General features: G+C 72.0%; 14 protein-coding genes. 11 read left to right on the top strand and 3 right to left on the bottom strand.

Annotated features, from left to right (window positions below):
- The first annotated feature begins 83 nt into the window (after positions 1-83).
- Entirely contained in the window at positions 84-1,469 is a 1,386-nt protein-coding gene (locus ABD197_RS16055) for a glycine--tRNA ligase (RefSeq protein WP_344055988.1), read from the top strand.
- 161 nt (positions 1,470-1,630) lie between these two features.
- Here the strand turns inward: ABD197_RS16055 and ABD197_RS16050 are convergent, their stop codons facing one another.
- Positions 1,631-2,209, bottom strand: a complete 579-nt coding sequence (locus tag ABD197_RS16050; protein ID WP_344055987.1) for a TetR/AcrR family transcriptional regulator — start codon at positions 2,207-2,209, stop codon at positions 1,631-1,633.
- 61 nt (positions 2,210-2,270) lie between these two features.
- Here ABD197_RS16050 and ABD197_RS16045 point away from each other — a divergent pair, with 61 nt between their 5' ends.
- Both ABD197_RS16045 and ABD197_RS16040 read left to right on the top strand, forming a co-directional pair.
- Positions 2,271-3,056 (top strand): SDR family NAD(P)-dependent oxidoreductase, encoded by a 786-nt coding sequence (locus ABD197_RS16045; RefSeq protein ID WP_344055986.1) that lies wholly within the window; start codon positions 2,271-2,273, stop codon positions 3,054-3,056.
- Between the two features lie 68 nt (positions 3,057-3,124).
- Positions 3,125-4,288 carry a hypothetical protein gene (locus tag ABD197_RS16040; RefSeq protein ID WP_344055985.1) on the top strand — a complete coding sequence of 388 codons (1,164 nt, stop codon included), beginning with the start codon at positions 3,125-3,127 and terminating at the stop codon, positions 4,286-4,288.
- Between the two features lie 83 nt (positions 4,289-4,371).
- On the opposite strand, the gene ABD197_RS16035 is transcribed toward ABD197_RS16040, so the two are convergent.
- A complete protein-coding gene (locus tag ABD197_RS16035; protein ID WP_344055984.1) occupies positions 4,372-4,809 on the bottom strand; it encodes a VOC family protein in 438 nt (145 codons plus the stop codon).
- 39 nt (positions 4,810-4,848) lie between these two features.
- On the opposite strand from ABD197_RS16035, the gene ABD197_RS16030 reads away from it, so the two are divergent.
- The 4 genes from ABD197_RS16030 (at position 4,849) to ABD197_RS16015 (ending at position 8,987) form a co-directional block, all read left to right on the top strand.
- Positions 4,849-5,352, top strand: coding sequence for a DUF2087 domain-containing protein (locus ABD197_RS16030; protein WP_344055983.1), 504 nt, complete (start codon positions 4,849-4,851; stop codon positions 5,350-5,352).
- A gap of 167 nt (positions 5,353-5,519) precedes the next feature.
- Positions 5,520-8,036 (top strand): C1 family peptidase, encoded by a 2,517-nt coding sequence (locus ABD197_RS16025; RefSeq protein ID WP_344055982.1) that lies wholly within the window; start codon positions 5,520-5,522, stop codon positions 8,034-8,036.
- Between the two features lie 138 nt (positions 8,037-8,174).
- Positions 8,175-8,570, top strand: a complete 396-nt coding sequence (locus ABD197_RS16020; protein WP_344055981.1) for a hypothetical protein — start codon at positions 8,175-8,177, stop codon at positions 8,568-8,570.
- Between the two features lie 21 nt (positions 8,571-8,591).
- Positions 8,592-8,987: a VOC family protein gene (locus ABD197_RS16015; protein ID WP_344055980.1), complete on the top strand. Its 396-nt coding sequence runs from the start codon at positions 8,592-8,594 to the stop codon at positions 8,985-8,987.
- Positions 8,988-9,016: 29 nt separating this feature from the next.
- Here the strand turns inward: ABD197_RS16015 and ABD197_RS16010 are convergent, their stop codons facing one another.
- Positions 9,017-9,586 carry an HhH-GPD-type base excision DNA repair protein gene (locus tag ABD197_RS16010; RefSeq protein ID WP_344055979.1) on the bottom strand — a complete coding sequence of 190 codons (570 nt, stop codon included), beginning with the start codon at positions 9,584-9,586 and terminating at the stop codon, positions 9,017-9,019.
- An 86-nt stretch (positions 9,587-9,672) separates the two neighbouring features.
- On the opposite strand from ABD197_RS16010, the gene ABD197_RS16005 reads away from it, so the two are divergent.
- The 4 genes from ABD197_RS16005 to ABD197_RS15990 are packed head-to-tail and all read left to right on the top strand — an operon-like array spanning position 9,673 to position 16,313.
- Positions 9,673-12,030: an FtsX-like permease family protein gene (locus tag ABD197_RS16005; RefSeq protein ID WP_344055978.1), complete on the top strand. Its 2,358-nt coding sequence runs from the start codon at positions 9,673-9,675 to the stop codon at positions 12,028-12,030.
- Complete coding sequence (locus ABD197_RS16000) at positions 12,027-14,711, top strand: FtsX-like permease family protein (RefSeq protein WP_344055977.1); 2,685 nt, start codon at positions 12,027-12,029, stop codon at positions 14,709-14,711. The genes ABD197_RS16005 and ABD197_RS16000 overlap by 4 nt, the downstream gene beginning before the upstream one ends.
- A gap of 4 nt (positions 14,712-14,715) precedes the next feature.
- A complete protein-coding gene (locus ABD197_RS15995; protein ID WP_344055976.1) occupies positions 14,716-15,648 on the top strand; it encodes an ABC transporter ATP-binding protein in 933 nt (310 codons plus the stop codon).
- On the top strand, positions 15,645-16,313 hold the full coding sequence (locus ABD197_RS15990; protein WP_344055975.1) for an ABC transporter ATP-binding protein: 669 nt from the start codon (positions 15,645-15,647) through the stop codon (positions 16,311-16,313). The genes ABD197_RS15995 and ABD197_RS15990 overlap by 4 nt, the downstream gene beginning before the upstream one ends.
- Positions 16,314-16,346: the final 33 nt, after the last annotated feature.

Raw genomic sequence — 16,346 nt, 5'->3', positions numbered from 1 at the left:
CACCACGCTAGCTAGACTTGACGGATGCCGCGCGCGGCTCTCTGCGCGCATCGCGCCTCCCTCACCCGACCATTGGAGCCACCGTGGCCGAGCAGTCCCGCCTCGACAAAGTCATCGCCCTCGCCCGCCACCGCGGGTTCGTGTTCCAGGCCGGTGAGATCTACGGCGGCTCGCGCTCCGCGTGGGACTACGGCCCGCTCGGCACGGAGCTGAAGGAGAACATCCGCCGGCAGTGGTGGCAGACCTTCGTCCGCGGCCGCGGCGACATGGTGGGCCTGGACTCCTCGGTGATCCTTCCCAAGCGCGTGTGGGAGGCCTCCGGTCACGTCGCGACGTTCACCGACCCGCTCGTGGAGTGTCTGCACTGCCACAAGCGCTTCCGCGCCGACAACCTGATCGAGGACTTCGAGGCGCGCAAGGGTCGCCCGGCCGAGAACGGTCTCGCCGACATCCCGTGCCCGAACTGCGGCACGAAGGGTCAGTACACCGAGCCGAAGGCGTTCTCCGGCCTCGTGAAGACCTACCTGGGCGTCGTGGACGACGAGTCGGGCCTGCACTACCTCCGCCCCGAGACCGCGCAGGGCATCTTCGTGAACTTCTCGAACGTGCTCACCGCGTCGCGCAAGAAGCCGCCGTTCGGCATCGGCCAGGTCGGCAAGGCGTTCCGCAACGAGATCACCCCCGGCAACTTCATCTTCCGCACGCGCGAGTTCGAGCAGATGGAGATCGAGTTCTTCGTGCCGCCGGCCGAGGCGCAGGAGTGGTTCGATCACTGGGTCGAGGCGTGCTGGAACTGGTTCGTCGACCTGGGCATCGATCCCGCGCACATGCGCCGATACGACGTGCCCGAGGAGGATCGCGCGCACTACTCGGATGGCACGATCGACGTCGAGTACGAGTTCGGCTTCCCCGGCAAGCAGTGGGGCGAGCTCATGGGCATCGCCAACCGCACGGACTACGACCTCTCCAGCCACACCGAGGCGTCCGGCCAGAGCCTGTCGTACTTCGATCAGGCCAGCGGCGAGCGCTACACGCCGTTCGTGATCGAGCCGTCGTTCGGTCTCACCCGCGCGATGATGGCGTTCCTCGTGGACGCGTACCGCGAGGAGGAAGTGCCGAACGCGAAGGGCGGCACCGACTCGCGGACGGTGCTCAAGCTCGACCCGCGTCTGGCCCCGGTGAAGGTCGCGGTGCTTCCGCTCTCGCGCAACGAGCAGCTCTCGCCGATCGCGCGCGAGGTCGCGGCGGACCTGCGCGGCGAGTGGAACGTCGACTTCGACGACGCAGGCGCGATCGGTCGCCGCTATCGCCGGCAGGACGAGATCGGCACGCCGTTCTGCGTCACGATCGATTTCGACTCGCTCGAGGACCGCGCCGTGACCGTGCGCGATCGCGACACGATGGCCCAGGAGCGCGTGCCGCTCGAGACCCTGCACGCCTACCTCGCCGAGCGCCTGCGCGGCGCCTGAGCTCGCGGGCGCACCATCCCTTCGGTGGGCGCTTTCTGTCGCCTCCGGCCCATGAGGCGGCGGATGTCGCCCACTCAAGGCGCGCGTCGCCCTTTCGGTGGACGCCATCTGTCGCTTCGCCGCGGATGGGGCGACGGATGCTGCCCACTGAAGCGAACGGGTCAGGCGGCGAGCCCGCTCCAGACGAACGAGATCGTCGCGGCGGCGGCATCCTGCCACGGCACCCCGTTCAGGAGGTCGTCCGTCGCGAGCGTCGCGACCCCGTGCACCGCGGCGAACGCGACGAGCGCCTGTTGCGCAGGGTCGCCCGCGCGGAGGTCGCCCGAGGCCTGACCCGCGACGAAGAGCTCGACGAGTCCGTGCATGCCGACGTGGCTGGCCGCGACGAGTTCGGCGCTCGCGTCCGGGTGGTGCTTCGCCGCGTACATGACTCCCAGCACCGCCGGGTGCGCGACCGCGAACGCGACGTACGCGTCGCCCACGGCGCGGAAGCGCTCGGCGAAGGCGGATGCCGAGGTGGCGGCATCCGTCAATGCCCTGTTGAGCCGCTCGAAGCCCTGGAGGGCGACCGCGTCCAGCAGCGCCTGCTTGTCGCGGAAGTGGCGTGCCGAAGCGCCGTGACTCACGCCGGCATCGCGGGCGAGCTGACGCAGGGACAGGGCCTCGGCGCCCTCGGTATCCACCACGCTCCACGCGCGCTCGAGGAGATCGGCGCGCAGATTGCCGTGGTGGTAGGTCATGCCCTCACGCTATCTCAGTGTTGGCATTGACAACAATGCTGTCACTGTCTACATTGACATCATGACCAGAAACCACCGCGGCACGACCGCCCTCATCACCGGCGCGAGCGCCGGCCTCGGATCCGAGTTCGCGCGCCAGTTCGCCGCCCGCGGAGCGGACGTCGTGCTCGTCGCCCGCCGCGAGGAGCGCCTGCGCGACCTCGCCGCCTCGCTGGAGTCCGGCTACAACGTGACCGCGACCGTGATCGGGCTCGATCTCGCCCGGCCGGATGCCGCGGCCGAACTGCGGCGAGAACTGCAGGCGCGCGGCCTGTCGGTCGACACCCTCGTGAACAACGCCGGCTTCGGAATGAAGGGCGACTTCGTCGAGGCGGATCCCGCGCGGATCGCCGAGATGGTGCAGCTGAACGTCTCCTCGCTCGTGGCGATCACGCGGGAGTTCCTCCCCGACCTGGTCCGTGCGGGACGCGGCGCCCTCGTGAACATCGCGAGCACGGCGGCGTACCAGCCGTGCCCGAGCATGGCGGTGTACGGGGCGACGAAGGCGTTCGTGCTGAGCTTCACGGAGGCGCTCGCGTATGAGACGCGGGAGTCGGGGCTCGGCGTCCTCGCCGTGAGCCCGGGCGCGACGCGCACCGAGTTCTTCGACGTGGTGGGCGGCGAGGACGCATCGGTCGGGCGGTTCCAGACCCCCGAGCAGGTCGTCTCGCTCGCTCTGCGCGAGCTGGACCGGCGCAGCACGCCGCCGAGCGTGGTGTCCGGCCGGATGAACGCGATCACCGCCAAGCTCGTGGGCTTCATGCCCCGCCGCACCGCCCTCGCCGTGAGCGGTCGCGTCCTGGGCTGACGTCGACTCCGAGGTCATCGATTCCTGGGGCATGATGCCGCGCCGCTAACGTGGTCCCAGGGGGATGGATGGGTGACGGAACGATCGTGCGCGCCGATGCGGGGCCGGTCACAGCGGCGGTTCTGGAGGGGCGGACTGCACTCCTGCTGTTTCGCATCGGCGGTACGCGCGCGATTCCACTGAGCCGACTCACCCCCGAGGCTCGTCTGGCGTATCGCGAACACTCGCGTGAGACGACCGTGCGGACAGCCGCGGGGAGCAGCCGAGCGGCCGTCATCGCGGTCAGCCCCCTCCTCGTCCTGGCGATCAGCACCGCGCTCGGCGTGCCCGGTGTCGGCCCAGGGTGGATCACGTGGCTGTGGTGCTCCGCGCTGTGCGCGATCAACGCGCTGTTCTTGATCGGTGGGCCGGTGCTGTGGAACGCCCTGCTCACCGCCGCTGTCGCCATCGACCGCCTCGGGCTGTCGTCCTCGGATGCAGATGCGATTGCCGACTGGATCCGAGCGCACTACGTACGCATGTCGCTCCAGATCGCCGGCGTCGTCGCGGGTGCGGGAACCGGAATGGCCCTCCTCTTGTGGGTGAATGATGCCTCCCGGGGCCAGTTCAGCCTCGGTCCCGGCGAGTTCCTGACGATGGCACTGACGGCGGCGCTGGCAGCCAACGGGCTGTGGATCCTCTGGTGGATAGCCGCACTCGTCCCCGTGCTCGGAAGCAGGCCCAGCCTGCGACTGGACTGGCACAACCCGGCTCGCACACCCGCCATCGTCTTCCTGAATCGGGCATTGTGGAAAGTGGGCGGCGCGATCTCGCTCGGAATGGTCCTGTTGGCCATCGCGGTGCAGGGTCAGCCATCGCCCTTCATGTCCTGGGTCAGCACGCCGCAATCCTGGATCGCCGCGGTGATCGTCGAATTCGTCGCCTTTCTCATCGTCGGAGCGGTCTTCGTCCGTGACGCCATCTGGGCCCAGTGGCACGTGCTGCGTCTGGTGCGCAGGCAGATCGACAGGTGGCGGGCTCCCGTAGACAGCAGGCTTCGTCGCCTGGCCGCCACCTACCCGGATCCGGGCCTGCGCGGAGGCAAGGTCCTTTACTACGCCGAGTTGGATCGCCACTTCGACTCGTTGCGCTCCGTCGATCTGAATCTCGGGTGGGCGCTCGCGTGGGCGACCAGCATCTTCGGTGCGGCAGCGAGCGTCCTCGCGACCGCCATCTCGATCACACCAGGCTGACTGCGCCTCCGCGAGAGGGCACATCTGTAGGGCGACACGCCGCTCGGGAGGTGCGTTCGTGCCCTCTCGCGGGTGCAGGTGGGTCAGGACCGGCGGAGGTCCTGGGCGAGCATCACGATGATCCCGCTCGGACCGCGCACATACGTGAGCTTGTAGACGTCCCCGTACCTCGCCACTCCGCGCAGCGGCTCGCAGCCGTGCCGGGCGGCGATCGCGAGCGCCTCGTCGAGGTCATCGACCGAGAACGCCACCCGGTGCATGCCGATCTCGTTCGGCCGGGTGGGCTCGGTCTCGATCGCGTCCGGGTGGATGTATTCGAAGAGTTCCAGCCGACCGTCGCCGCCGGGTGTCTGCAGCATGGCGATCTTCGCGTGATTGCCGTCCAGGCCCACCGCGGTGTCCGTCCATTCGCCGCTCACGGTGTCGCGGCCGATCTCCTCCAGCCCGAGATCGGTGAAGAACGCGATCGTCGCCTCCAGATCGCGCACGGCGATCGCGACGTTCTCGAACCGGATGGGCATGCGGTGCACACTACTCGTGGCCCGGCGTAGCGTGAAGGCATGGCTGCCCTCCCCGCCGAAGGCTGGCGAGCGATCGTCGCCGCCCTGGCGAACGACACCGCCCGGGCGGTCTACGCCGAGTTCGTGACGGCAGGAGCGAGTCCGACGCTCGACGCACTGTCGCCGTCGCGCGCACGGCACGTCCGCGAGGCGCTGACGCGCTCCGGCCTGCTGTCCGTGGACGGCGCCGATCTTCGTGTGGTCCCGGATGTCTTCGCCCGTGCCCTGGTCGCGAGTCCGGTGCGGCCCCGGCCGCAGGGCGTCGAGCGTTTCCTCGGGCCGGACGGCCGCATCACCGCGTACCCAGCGGATCGCTCGGTCCGGGCCGAACTCCTGGCGCACGTGGCCGCCCGTGCCTTCCCCGACGATCGCGTTCTCAGCGAGCGCGAGGTCAACGAGCAGCTCGCGGCGTTCACCGACGACGTGGCGGTGCTGCGCCGCCACCTCGTCGACCACGGCGAGCTCGCCAGGACCCGGTCCGGCTCGGAGTACGCGCGCCCCTGACCGCGCGAAGGCCCCGTTCGGAGGGGATCGAGGTTCCGGAGGGGCCGTGCGCGGCATCCGTCCTCAGAATCCTCGATCTCCGCGGCACGCCTGACCGCCGAGAGGTATCACGCGCGCCGCCCCTACCTCCTCATCGGTATCACCAGCCGATGATCGGAGCCGTTCCCATGCCTGCGAACCCCGCCCTCCAGCCCCTCGCCCTCTTCACCCGCGGACTCGAGGAGGCCCGCACGCTGTCCCTCGCGAACGGCTGGGTCACCCCGATGCCGCCCGTGGTGCTCACCGGCACCGAGGTCACCCTCGCGGCGGATCAATCGCCGTTCCAGAACCAGCAGGACCGCGGCACGTGCTGGGCGTTCGCCGGGATCGCGGCGCTCGAAGCCGCCTACCGGCGCCTGAAGGGGCTCCAGGTGGGCCTGTCCGAGCAGTATCTGTTCCATATCTGCAAGGCCCACGAGAGCGACTTCGGCAACCACTCGCTCATGGGATTCCAGGGCTCCAGCGACATCGTCAAACACCTCGAACGGATGCGGGTCCCGGAGCGCGCGGACGCTCCCTACCGCACCCAGGCGGACATGATCGCGAACATCCCCGCGGCCGCGACGCTGAACGGGGCGGCGAGCCCGACACAGGAGCAGCGCGACGACTTCGAGTTCGCACCCGCGCACATCCCGTTCGCGGCGCGCGGACGGGCTCGCTACGGCGTGAGAACCTCGGGGGTGCTCACGGACTTCTCCGTCACCGACCTCGAGAACGTGCTCCGCGCGCGACACGAGGTCGTCGTCAACGTGACGGTCGGCGGCGGCGGACATGTGCTCCTGCTCGTGGGGTTCAACGCGGAGCGGCGCTACTTCATCGCCAAGAACTCGTGGGGCGAGGGCGACTTCATCCGCATCCGGTACGAGAACGACCCCACCTTCATGATCAACACCGGGATCGCCCACTACATCATCGATGTCATCGATCCGGCGGCGGACCTCCGGGCGGCCTTCGTCGGCCAGTGGGACATGGACCACGACGGCTGGCGCGGGCGGATGACGCTCCGCCGCTTCACGGACCTGCGCGCGGCATCCGACTCCTTCTCGGCCGTGTCCGCGACCAAGCTCGGCAGCTACTACCTCAACGGCGCGAAGCACGACGTCACGGGGTGGTTCTCGGATGCCGGTCAGACCGTGAACCTGCGCATCGCCGACATCGGCGACGGTGGCCAGGACTTCGCCGTCAGCGTCTATTCGAGCGATGTCGGGCTGGCCGCCGGCGACACGTCATGGGCGGGGATCCCGTTCGGTGCGCAGCTCCGGCGCGGGGGTGTGCCGGCGGCGCCTGCCGACCCGTTCGACCGGGTCGACTGGCTCGGCGAGTGGGAGATGAACCACGACGGATGGCGCGGCGTCCTGACCGTGGACGGTGTCGCGCCCGACGGCGCCGCGGCGTTGGCGTACCGTCGCTCGACGGGCGAGGTGCGACCCGTGCGTGGAGCGGCGCGGGCCGACCGACTGCACGTGCTGGACTTCACGATCGACTTCGGACCCGACAACACCGCACAGCCGTTCACCCTGCACCACCACACGCGCGAGAAGGGCATGGCCTCCGGGTTCACCACGTGGGCCGGCCGCCGCTTCGGTGCAGTGGCGAACAAGGTCTCCGACAAGGCCGCATGGCGAGGATTCGAGCTCGCGCCCGCCGGCAGCGCCGCCGCGGTTCCCCACATCGCCGCGGTGTCGCGGATCCCGAATTCGATGGAGCTGTGGTGGATCGGTCCCGCCGGCTCCGTCGAGGGGGCCTTCTGGTACGACGGCGGGCAGTGGGGGCGATACCAGCTCGCGCCGGCGGGATCCGCCGCTCCGGCATCCGGCATCGCCGCCGTCTCCCGCGTCGCCGGTTCGATGGAGCTCTGGTGGGTCGGCGCCCGCGGGTCGATCGAGAGTGCCTTCTGGTACGAGGGCGGCTCGTGGTCGCGGTACCAGCTCGCACCCGACGGATCAGCGGATGCCGCGACCGGCGTCGCGGCGGTGTCGCGCATCCCGAACTCGATGGAGCTGTGGTGGGCGGGTCCGGCCGGTTCGGTGGAGGCAGCGTTCTGGTACGAGGGCGGCTCGTGGTCGCGGTATCAACTCGCACCCGAGGGTTCGGCGGGCCGCGGCTCGGAGTTCGCGGCGGTGTCGCGCATCCCGGGCTCGATGGAGCTGTGGTGGACGGGGCCCGCCGGTTCGGTGGAGGCGGCGTTCTGGTATGACGGCGGAGCGTGGGGGCGGTATCAGCTGGCGCCGGCCGGGTCTGCCGCCGTCGGAGGGGGGATCGCCGCGGTGTCGCGTATCGAGAACTCGATGGAGCTGTGGTGGACCGGGCCTGCCGGTTCGGTGGAGGCGGCGTTCTGGTACGAGGGCGGCGAGTGGTCGCGGTATCAGCTCGCCGGCCCCGGCGCCGCGCTCCCCTCGAGCGGGATCGCCGCCGTCTCGCGGATTCCTGGATCGATGGAGCTGTGGTTCGCCGGGGCCGACCAGTCGGTCCAGGGTGCGTACTGGTACGAGGGCGGTTCCTGGTCCCGGTACACGCTGGAGGGCCCGCAGCAGTCGGCGAACCCGTTCGCGGTGGCGGCTGTCAGCCGTGTCCCGGGGTCGATGGAGCTGTGGTGGAGCGCCGCGGGCGGCGCGATCCGCGACTCGTTCTTCTACGAGCTCTGACCCCCGGCCTCTCCCGTGCAGAACTCCTCAAACTCGGTGCGCGTGGGGCCGTATTCCGCGCCGTGGGTGTGCGGACCGGGCAGATCTGAGGAGTTCTGCACACGCGTCGCTGCGGCCCCGGGTCGATAGCCTCGCATCATGCCCTTCGCCCTCGGCCTGACGGTCGTCCTCGCCCTGCTCGCCGCCTTCCAGATCGCGCTCGCGCTCGGAGCGCCGCTCGGCCGGTTCGCGTGGGGTGGACAGCACCGGGTGCTGCCGCCCCGGCTCCGGGTCGGCAGCGCGGTCTCGGTCCTGATCTATGTGCTGATCGACCTCATCGCCTGGGACCGCGTGGGTGCGATCGCCCTGTTCCCCGCGGGCTTCGCCGAGGTCGCGATGTGGGTGATCTTCGCCTACTTCATGCTCGGCATCCTGATGAATGCGGTTTCGCGCAGCAAGCCTGAGAGGTTCACGATGGTCCCGGTGACGATCGTGCTCGCCGTGCTCAGCTTGTTCATCGCGCTGGGTTACGGCGCGCTCGCCGCCCCGGCCTGATCGACGCGAAGGGAAGCGCCCATGGACATGAAGCTCGAACTCGTACCCCTGCCGGTCGCCGATATCGATCGTGCCGTGGCGTTCTACCGCGACCGGCTCGGCTTCGTGCTGGACGTCGACGTGTCCCCGGCGCCGGGCGTGCGCTTCGTGCAGCTCACCCCGCCGGGATCGGCGTGTTCGATCTCGCTCAGCCGCGGCGCGCTCGGCATGGATCGGATGCCGCCCGGCAGTGTCCACGGCGTCCACCTGGTCGTCGCCGACATCGTCCGCGCCCGCGCTCAGCTGCAGGAGGCGGGTGTGGACGTGTCGGAGATCATGGAGGTCGGCGGTGGCGTGCGCTATGCCGGGATCACGGACCCGGATGGCAACACCCTCCTGCTCCAGGAGATGGCCTGGCGCACGGGCGAGGACTTCTGACCGCCGGTACGCCGAGAACGCGGAGCGGTTCAGGCGCCCTTCGCGGCCGCCTTCATCGCGCGCTTGTGCTCACGGACCTTCGCGAGGGACTCCGGTGAGACGATGTCGGCGACGGAGCGGAACGAGCCCTCCTCGCCGTACGCGCCGGCCGCTTCGCGCCACCCGGCGCCCGTGAAGCCGTACTGCTTGCCCAGGAGCGCGAGGAAGATCTTCGCCTTCTGCTCGCCGAACCCCGGCAGCGCCTTCAGGCGCTTGAGGACGGTCGCGCCGTCCGGGTCGTCCTGCGTCCAGATCGCGGCCGCGTCGCCGCCCCAGTCCTGCTCGATCGCGGCGCACAGCGACTGCACGCGTCCCGCCATCGAGCCCGGATAGCGGTGCACGGCGGGCGTCTCCTTGAACACCTCCACCAGCGCGTCGGCGTCGTAGGACGCCAGGGTCGCGGCATCCACCGATCCGACCCGCTCCCGGATCTTCAGCGGCCCGGCGAACGCGGTCTCCATCGCGACCTGCTGGTCCAGCAGCATGCCGATCAGCAGGGCGAGAGGGTCGTCGGTGAGCAGGCGGTCGGCATCCGAGTCGCCGGTGATGTGCAGCGTCATCCCGCCAGTCTCCCACTCCCTTCGGGGCTCGGGCAGAGGGCCGGGTTAGGTTGAGATGGCCGCACCCGACCCCCCGGAGGACGCCCATGCCTGCTCGCGCGCTCAGCACGGGACGGCTCGTCCGTGCCCGCGCGGGTGCCCGGCGCGGCTTGCTGCTCACCACGACCGCGACGCTGTCGGTGGCGGTCGCGACGGTGTACGCGATCCTCGCGTCCCTGACGGTCGCCGTCGAGCGTTCGGGGGATGCCGCTCCTCCGGGCGTGCCGCGCGATGAGGTCGCCGCGCAGGTGGCTGCCGGCGTCGTCGCCCTGCTCTCCGCCGCGCCCGCGCTCATCGTGCTCGTTCTGCTCCTGGCCTCCACCGCGGTGCTCCAACTCGGGCGGCTGCTGGCCGCCGCCCGCGAGCAGGACATGGCGAACCTGCGGGCGCGGGGCTTGTCCGGACGCCAGGCGACGGCGCTCGGCGCGATCGAGGCCGCCGCGATCGCGGTGACCGCCAGCGTGTTCGGCCTCGTGTCCGGCGTCGCGCTCACCGTGCTGCTCTTCGGTGCGCAGGCGGCGCTCGAGGCGCTCCCGCTCGGCTGGACGGCGCCGCTCACGGCCCTCGTCCTCGCCGCGGTCCTCGTCGCCGCGCAGCGCCGCCGCTCGGACTCCCGCCGTCGCGGCGCGCGCATCGCGACGGCCGCCGCGATCGGGGTCGTCGCGCTCACCGGCGCCTTCGCGGTCTGGCAGCTGCCTCAGGCGCGTCCCGGGGGTTTCGATCCGATCGTCGCGATCGCGCCGAGCGCGGTACTCCTGGCCGCGGCGCTCCTCGTACTCGCGGTCTTCGCCGCCGGCGCGGCCGCGGTCGCCCGCGCCGGCGCCGCAGGACCCGGCCCGGCGCTCGCACCGCGCCAGGTCGCCCGGCGGCTCCCGGTGTACGCGGTGGCCGTGCTGCTGGTCGCACTCACCTTCGCGCAGGCGCTCTTCGCCGCGGCGTACAGCGCCACCTGGACCGCCGCGGCGACCGACTCCGCCGCCGTCCGGGCGGGCGCCGATCTGCGCGTCGACCTCCCACCGCAGACCGCGAGCCCCGCGACGGTGGCGGACGCCGCAGCCGTCGAGGGTGTGGATGCCGCCGCCGGTGTGCTCGTGGCCCCCATCGAGATCGGCAGCACGGTCGCGGAGATCATCGCGGTGCCCTCCGTCGCGATCCCCACGGTCCTCTCCCCGGCCGGTGGGGCGGTCGATCCGGAGGCCCTCGCGGCCACCGTGACCCCGACCCCCGACTCCGTCGCCGGCGCGCCCGTCGCCCTGGGACAGGAGGCGACCGGCATCCGCGTCACCGTCGAGATCGCGTCGTCGCGCCCGAACGTGGCCGCCGCGTTCCAGCTGAGCGCGACGTTCGTCGACGCGCTCGGTACGCCGACCTCGGCCCGTCTCGCGCTCGATGAGGTCCTGGCGGGCACGACCGCGGTCACCGCGACCGCCGATGTCCCCGCCGGCACCGGCCCCTGGAGCCTTTCCGCGCTGACCGCGGCGATCCCGCCGGCATTCTCGACGGCCGACGTCGGTGTCCGGATCGACACGGTCCAGCCGCTCGCCGGTGACGCGGCCGGCGAGGCCCTCGCCGTCACCGGGGAGGCCGTCCTCGGGGAGAGTGCCGAGGCGGTCCTGTGGGTCGGTGCGGAGCCGGGCGACCCCGCTCCCGTCCGCGCGGCGATCGGGTCGGCCCTCGCGGCGCGCCTCGGCATCGGCCCGGGCGACGGGGTCGAGTTCCGCTACGCCGGCACCGGCCGTCGCGGTGAGCTCGAGGTAGCCGCCGTGGTCGACGCCGTCCCGGGGGCGCAGTCCGGGCTCGCCGTCTTCGTCCCGCTCGATGCGCTCACGGCGTCCGCGCTGCAGCGGGGGACGTCCTTCGTGCCGCCGAACGCGGTCTGGGCCGCCGGTGATCCGGATGCCGATCGCGCGTTCAGCGAAGCACTGGGCGATCGCCCGGTCACGACCGCGGCGCCCGGCGTGACGGCATCCGTCGTCGGCTCCCTCGTCTCCGGCTGGTGGATCGCGGCGGGCGGCTCCGGCGCGCTCGCGCTGCTGGCCGCATTCGCGATCATCCAGACCCTGAGCCTGGACCGGCGCCGCGACCTCGGCGTGCTCCGGGCTCTCGGCCTCACCCCCGGCGCGCAGGCGCGCTCCCGGGCGGGCGAGGTCGCTGCGGTGTTCGCCGCGTCCGCGGTCCTCGGCACGGTCGCCGGAATCGCGGTCTCGTGGCTGGTCGCCCCCGCGCTCGTGCAGGCGGTGACCCCCGGAATCCTCGCCCTCGGCGCGGGGGTCGCGATCGCGTGGCCGCCGTTCGCGATAGCGGCCGCCCTGCAGCTGATCGGTCTGAGCGTCGTCACCGGGATCGCCGCCGTCGGTGTCCGCCGCGCCGCGATCGGCGCGACCGTCGGGGAGGAGGCGCGGTGAGCGCGCGCAGCATCCCGGCGCTCGTGACCCGGCACGTGCGCGCCCGCTCCGGCGGGTCGACCGTCGCTGCTCTCGTGCTCGTGCTGGCCCTCGTGGCAACGCTCGCACCGCTCGCACTCGCGACGCTCGCCGACTCCGCGATGCGCGACCGGCTGGCCGGCCTCGGCGCGCTGGACCGCGACGTCGAGGCGACCGTCGCGGGGCTCCCGCAGGCGGCCGCGCGTGCGGTCGATCCGGCGCTCACCGTCGACGACGTGTGGGGCGGCTTCGAGGCGAGCCTAGAGCAGATCCGTACGCAGGCCGACGCGCCGCTCCCCACACTCCTCGGCCCTGCGCGTGCCGTCGGGATGAGCCTGGACCTGCCTCTGATCGAGACCCCGCGGACCGGATTCGTCACGATCGCGTTCGACCCCGGGTACGCCGAGGAGATCCGCATCGTCCAGGGGCGCGCCCCGGCGCCGGCGACGGACGGCCTCGTCGAGATCGTGCTCTCCGAAGACACGGCCACCGAGATGGACTGGCCGATCGGGCAGACCCGCACGACCGTGGCGGGCGACCTCCGCACATCGATCGTCCTGGTCGGCACGTTCGAGGCGGTGGATGCCGGCAGCGACTACTGGCAGCACGTGCCCTCGGTCCTCCAGCCCAACGTGTTCGACGACGGCAATCAGCCGCGCCGTGTCACGGGCATCGGCTACGCCGATCCTGCGTCGGCCCCGATCTCGTTCTCGCTCCCCGGACCCCAGCGGAGCACGGTCTGGTACCCGTTCGACACGAGTTCGATCGACGCGGGCACGGCGCCGCAGACCGCGGCCGCGCTGCGCAAGCTCACGGCGGTCTCGCACACGATCGGCTCCTCCGCCGACGGCGTCGGCATCCTGAGTCTGCGCTTCACCGCCGACGTCACCGCCACGATCGAGCGCGCACTCGCGCAGGAGCGGGCGACCGCGGCCCTCCTCGCGATGATCGTCGCGGGACCGGTCGGCGTGGCGGCGGCGGTACTGGTGCTCGGATGCCGGCTCGTGCTCGAGCGACGCCGTTCCGCCCTCCGCCTCCTGTCGGCGCGGGGCTCGTCTCCGGGGCAGCTGCGCGCGATCCTCGGCCTCGAGGGGGTGCTGCTGGGCCTCGTTCCGGCGGTGATCGGCGCCCTGCTGGCGGTGGCGATCGGCGCGGCGGTGTGGTCCGCGCCGGTCACGCCCGCGATCTTCGTCCCGGCGCTCCTGCTCGCCCTCGCCCCGCCCGTCATCCTCGCGGTGCTCGCGGGAACGGCATCCGAGCGTCCCTCACGCGCCGACCTCGGGCGGCGCGGCTCCCGCGTGCGGCTCATCGTCGAAGGCGTCGTGCTCGCGCTCGCCGCGGCCGCGGTGGCGCTGCTGTTCCTGCGTGGCACGGAAGCCGCGCAGGGGGTCGATCTGCTGCAGGCCGCCACGCCGCTCCTGCTCGCGCTCGTCGCGTGTCTGATCACCCTGCGCGTCTACCCGCTGCCGCTGCGTCGCGTGTTCGATGCGGCGCGCCGCCGCTCGGCGCTCGGGCCGTTCCTCGGCGCAGCGCGGGCGCTGCGTGAACCGGCGATCGGGCTGACCCCCGTGCTCGCCCTCGTCGTGGGGGTGTCCGTCGCGGTGTCCTCCGGTGTCCTCCTCTCTTCGCTGCAAGAGGGGGTCGCCCGCTCGGCGCAGGCCCAGATCGGTGCGGACCTGAAGATCACCGGCGGCTCCTTCACGGCCGAGCAGCTCGAGGGCGTGCGCGGGATCGAGGGGGTGGATGCCGCGACCGGCGTCTCGGGAGCCGAGACCGCGACGCTCGATGTGGGCGGCCAGAAGCGCCCGACGTCGGTGTTCGTCGTCGACGCCGCCGACCTGCGCACCGTGCAGGGAGACGGACCGGGACTGCTGCCCGCCGGCACCGATCTGACGCCCGGGAGTGCGGCGACGCCGGTCGTCGTCGCCGCGGCGACCGCGGACCTGATCGGCGATTCGACCGAGGTGCGGGTGAACGCGGTCCCCGTCCAGGTCGCCGGGGTCTCCAGCGGTCCGAGCCCGATCGGATCCCGAGAGAACTGGGTCGCGATCGACTCGTCCGCGGCCGTCGAGGTCACCGGACGCGACCCGGCGGATCGCACTCTCCTGCTGAGGCTGGAATCTGCGGCATCCGTCGACGAGGTCTCCGCGGCGGTGCGGGCGCAGCTGGGGGATGCCGTCCGCATCGAGTCGGTCGACCGGATCGTCGCCGGCATCCAGTCCAGCCCCTCCGTGCAGGGCGTGCGCATCGCGCTGTTCGCCGCGACGACGCTCGCGGCGCTGCTGAGCGCGCTCGCGATCGTGATGACCCTCACGCTCGCCGCGCGGCCCCGCGCCCGGGTCCTCGCGCTCCTGCGGACGCTCGGCGCTCCGCCGCGGTCGGCCACCGCGCTGGCCTTGTGGGAAGTCGGCCCACCGGCGATCGCGGCGATCGTCGCCGGGACGCTCTTCGGGGCGCTCGTGCCGGTCGTCGTCCTCGCGGGGGTCGACCTCCGCTCGTTCACGGGATCGACGATTCAGCCCGGCTATCACGTGGATGCCGTCACCCTCGCGATCACGCTCGGCGGCTTCGTCCTGCTGGCGGCGCTGTTCACCGCGATCGCCCTGTGGGTGTCGCGCCGGGCCCGCGCCGCGAGCGCCCTGCGCACCGTGGAGGAAGGATAGGACCATGGCACACGCCGTCACCGATTCGGGAGCCGACATCCTGTGCGTCGATCTGGTGCGCATCTTCAAGGTGCTCACCGGGACGGGCCAGGGCGTCGAGGTGCAGGCGCTGCAGGGACTCAACCTGCGGGTCGACCCGGGCGAGCTCGTCGCGGTCGTCGGCGCCTCGGGGTCGGGCAAGTCGACGCTCCTGTCGATCCTCTCGAGCCTCGACCAGCCCACCGCGGGCGTCGCGTGGGTCGCCGGACACGATCTGCTCACGATGACGGATAAGGAGCGGGTCGTCTTCCGCCGCCGGAGCGTCGGATTCGTGTGGCAGCAGACCTCGCGCAACCTCCTGCCGTATCTGGACGCGAGCGAGAACGTCGCCGCGGCGCTGGCGATCACGGGCGCGCCGAAGGGCGCCGCCGCGCGCCGCGCGCGCGTGGCCGAGCTCCTCGACCTCCTCGAGGTCACGCACTGCGCCGGGCGCCGGCCGGCCGAGATGTCCGGCGGCGAGCAGCAGCGCGTCGCGATCGCTGTCGGGATCGCGAACAATCCGCGCGTCCTGCTCGCGGACGAGCCGACCGGCGAGCTCGACGACGCCACGACCGCGCACGTGCTCGAGTCGATGCGGGCGGTCAACCGCGAACTGGGGGTGACGACGCTCATCGTCACGCACGACCCGAGCGTGTCCGAGCACGTCGCACGCACCGTGCAGATCCGCGACGGGCGCACTTCGACCGAAGTCCTGCGCTCGACCCGGGTCGACGCGGACGGTGCGGAGGAGCACGTGGCCGAGGAGTACGCCGTGCTCGATCGCGTGGGCCGGCTGCAGCTGCCCGACGACTTCGTACAGGCCCTCGACCTCCGCGAGCGTGTCCGCCTCGCGCTCGAACCCGACCACGTCGCCGTCCGGCCGGCACCGCGGACGAGCGACGACGAGGACGCGTCATGACCGCTGTGCGCGCGGAGGCGCTCACCCGCACGTTCTCGACGTCGGCCGGCGAGGTGCACGCGTGCGTCGACATCGACATCGCGGCAGATCCCGGCGAGCTCGTCGTGATCCGCGGGGCCTCCGGCGCCGGCAAGACCACTCTGCTGAACCTTCTCGGCGGCCTGGACCGGCCGACCTCGGGCCGGGTCTGGATCGGTGGGACCGAGGCGACGGCGCTCGACGAGGACGCCCTCGCGTTGCTGCGCCGCGAGCAGCTCGGCTTCGTCTTCCAGTCCTTCGGGCTCATCCCGGTCCTGTCGGCTTCCGAGAACGTCGAGCTCCCGCTGCGGATCGCCCGCGTCGCGGCCGCGGAGCGCGACGCGCGGGTCGCGGAGGCCCTCGCGCTGGTCGGGCTCGCCGATCACGCCGCCCAGCGCCCAGGGGAGCTCTCCGGAGGTCAGCAGCAGCGCGTCGGCATCGCCCGCGCGATCGTCGCGCGGCCCCGCGTGCTGATCGCCGACGAGCCGACCGGGCAGCTGGATTCCCGGACCGCGGCGACCGTGATGGACCTGATCGGCGACCTCGTCCACAGCCAGGGCATCGCCGCCGTGGTCTCCACGCACGATCCGCTGCTCGTGCAGCGCGCCGATCGGGTGGTCGAGCTGCACGACGGCCGCGTCGCCTGACGCTGAGACGACTTCTGCACGTCGAGACCATGG

Origin of the sequence: Microbacterium lacus (genome assembly GCF_039531105.1) — a bacterium.
GTDB classification, from domain to species: Bacteria; Actinomycetota; Actinomycetes; order Actinomycetales; family Microbacteriaceae; genus Microbacterium; species Microbacterium lacus.
The sequence above is the reverse complement of the archived record's forward strand: the minus strand, read 5'-3'. Positions and strand labels throughout refer to the sequence as shown.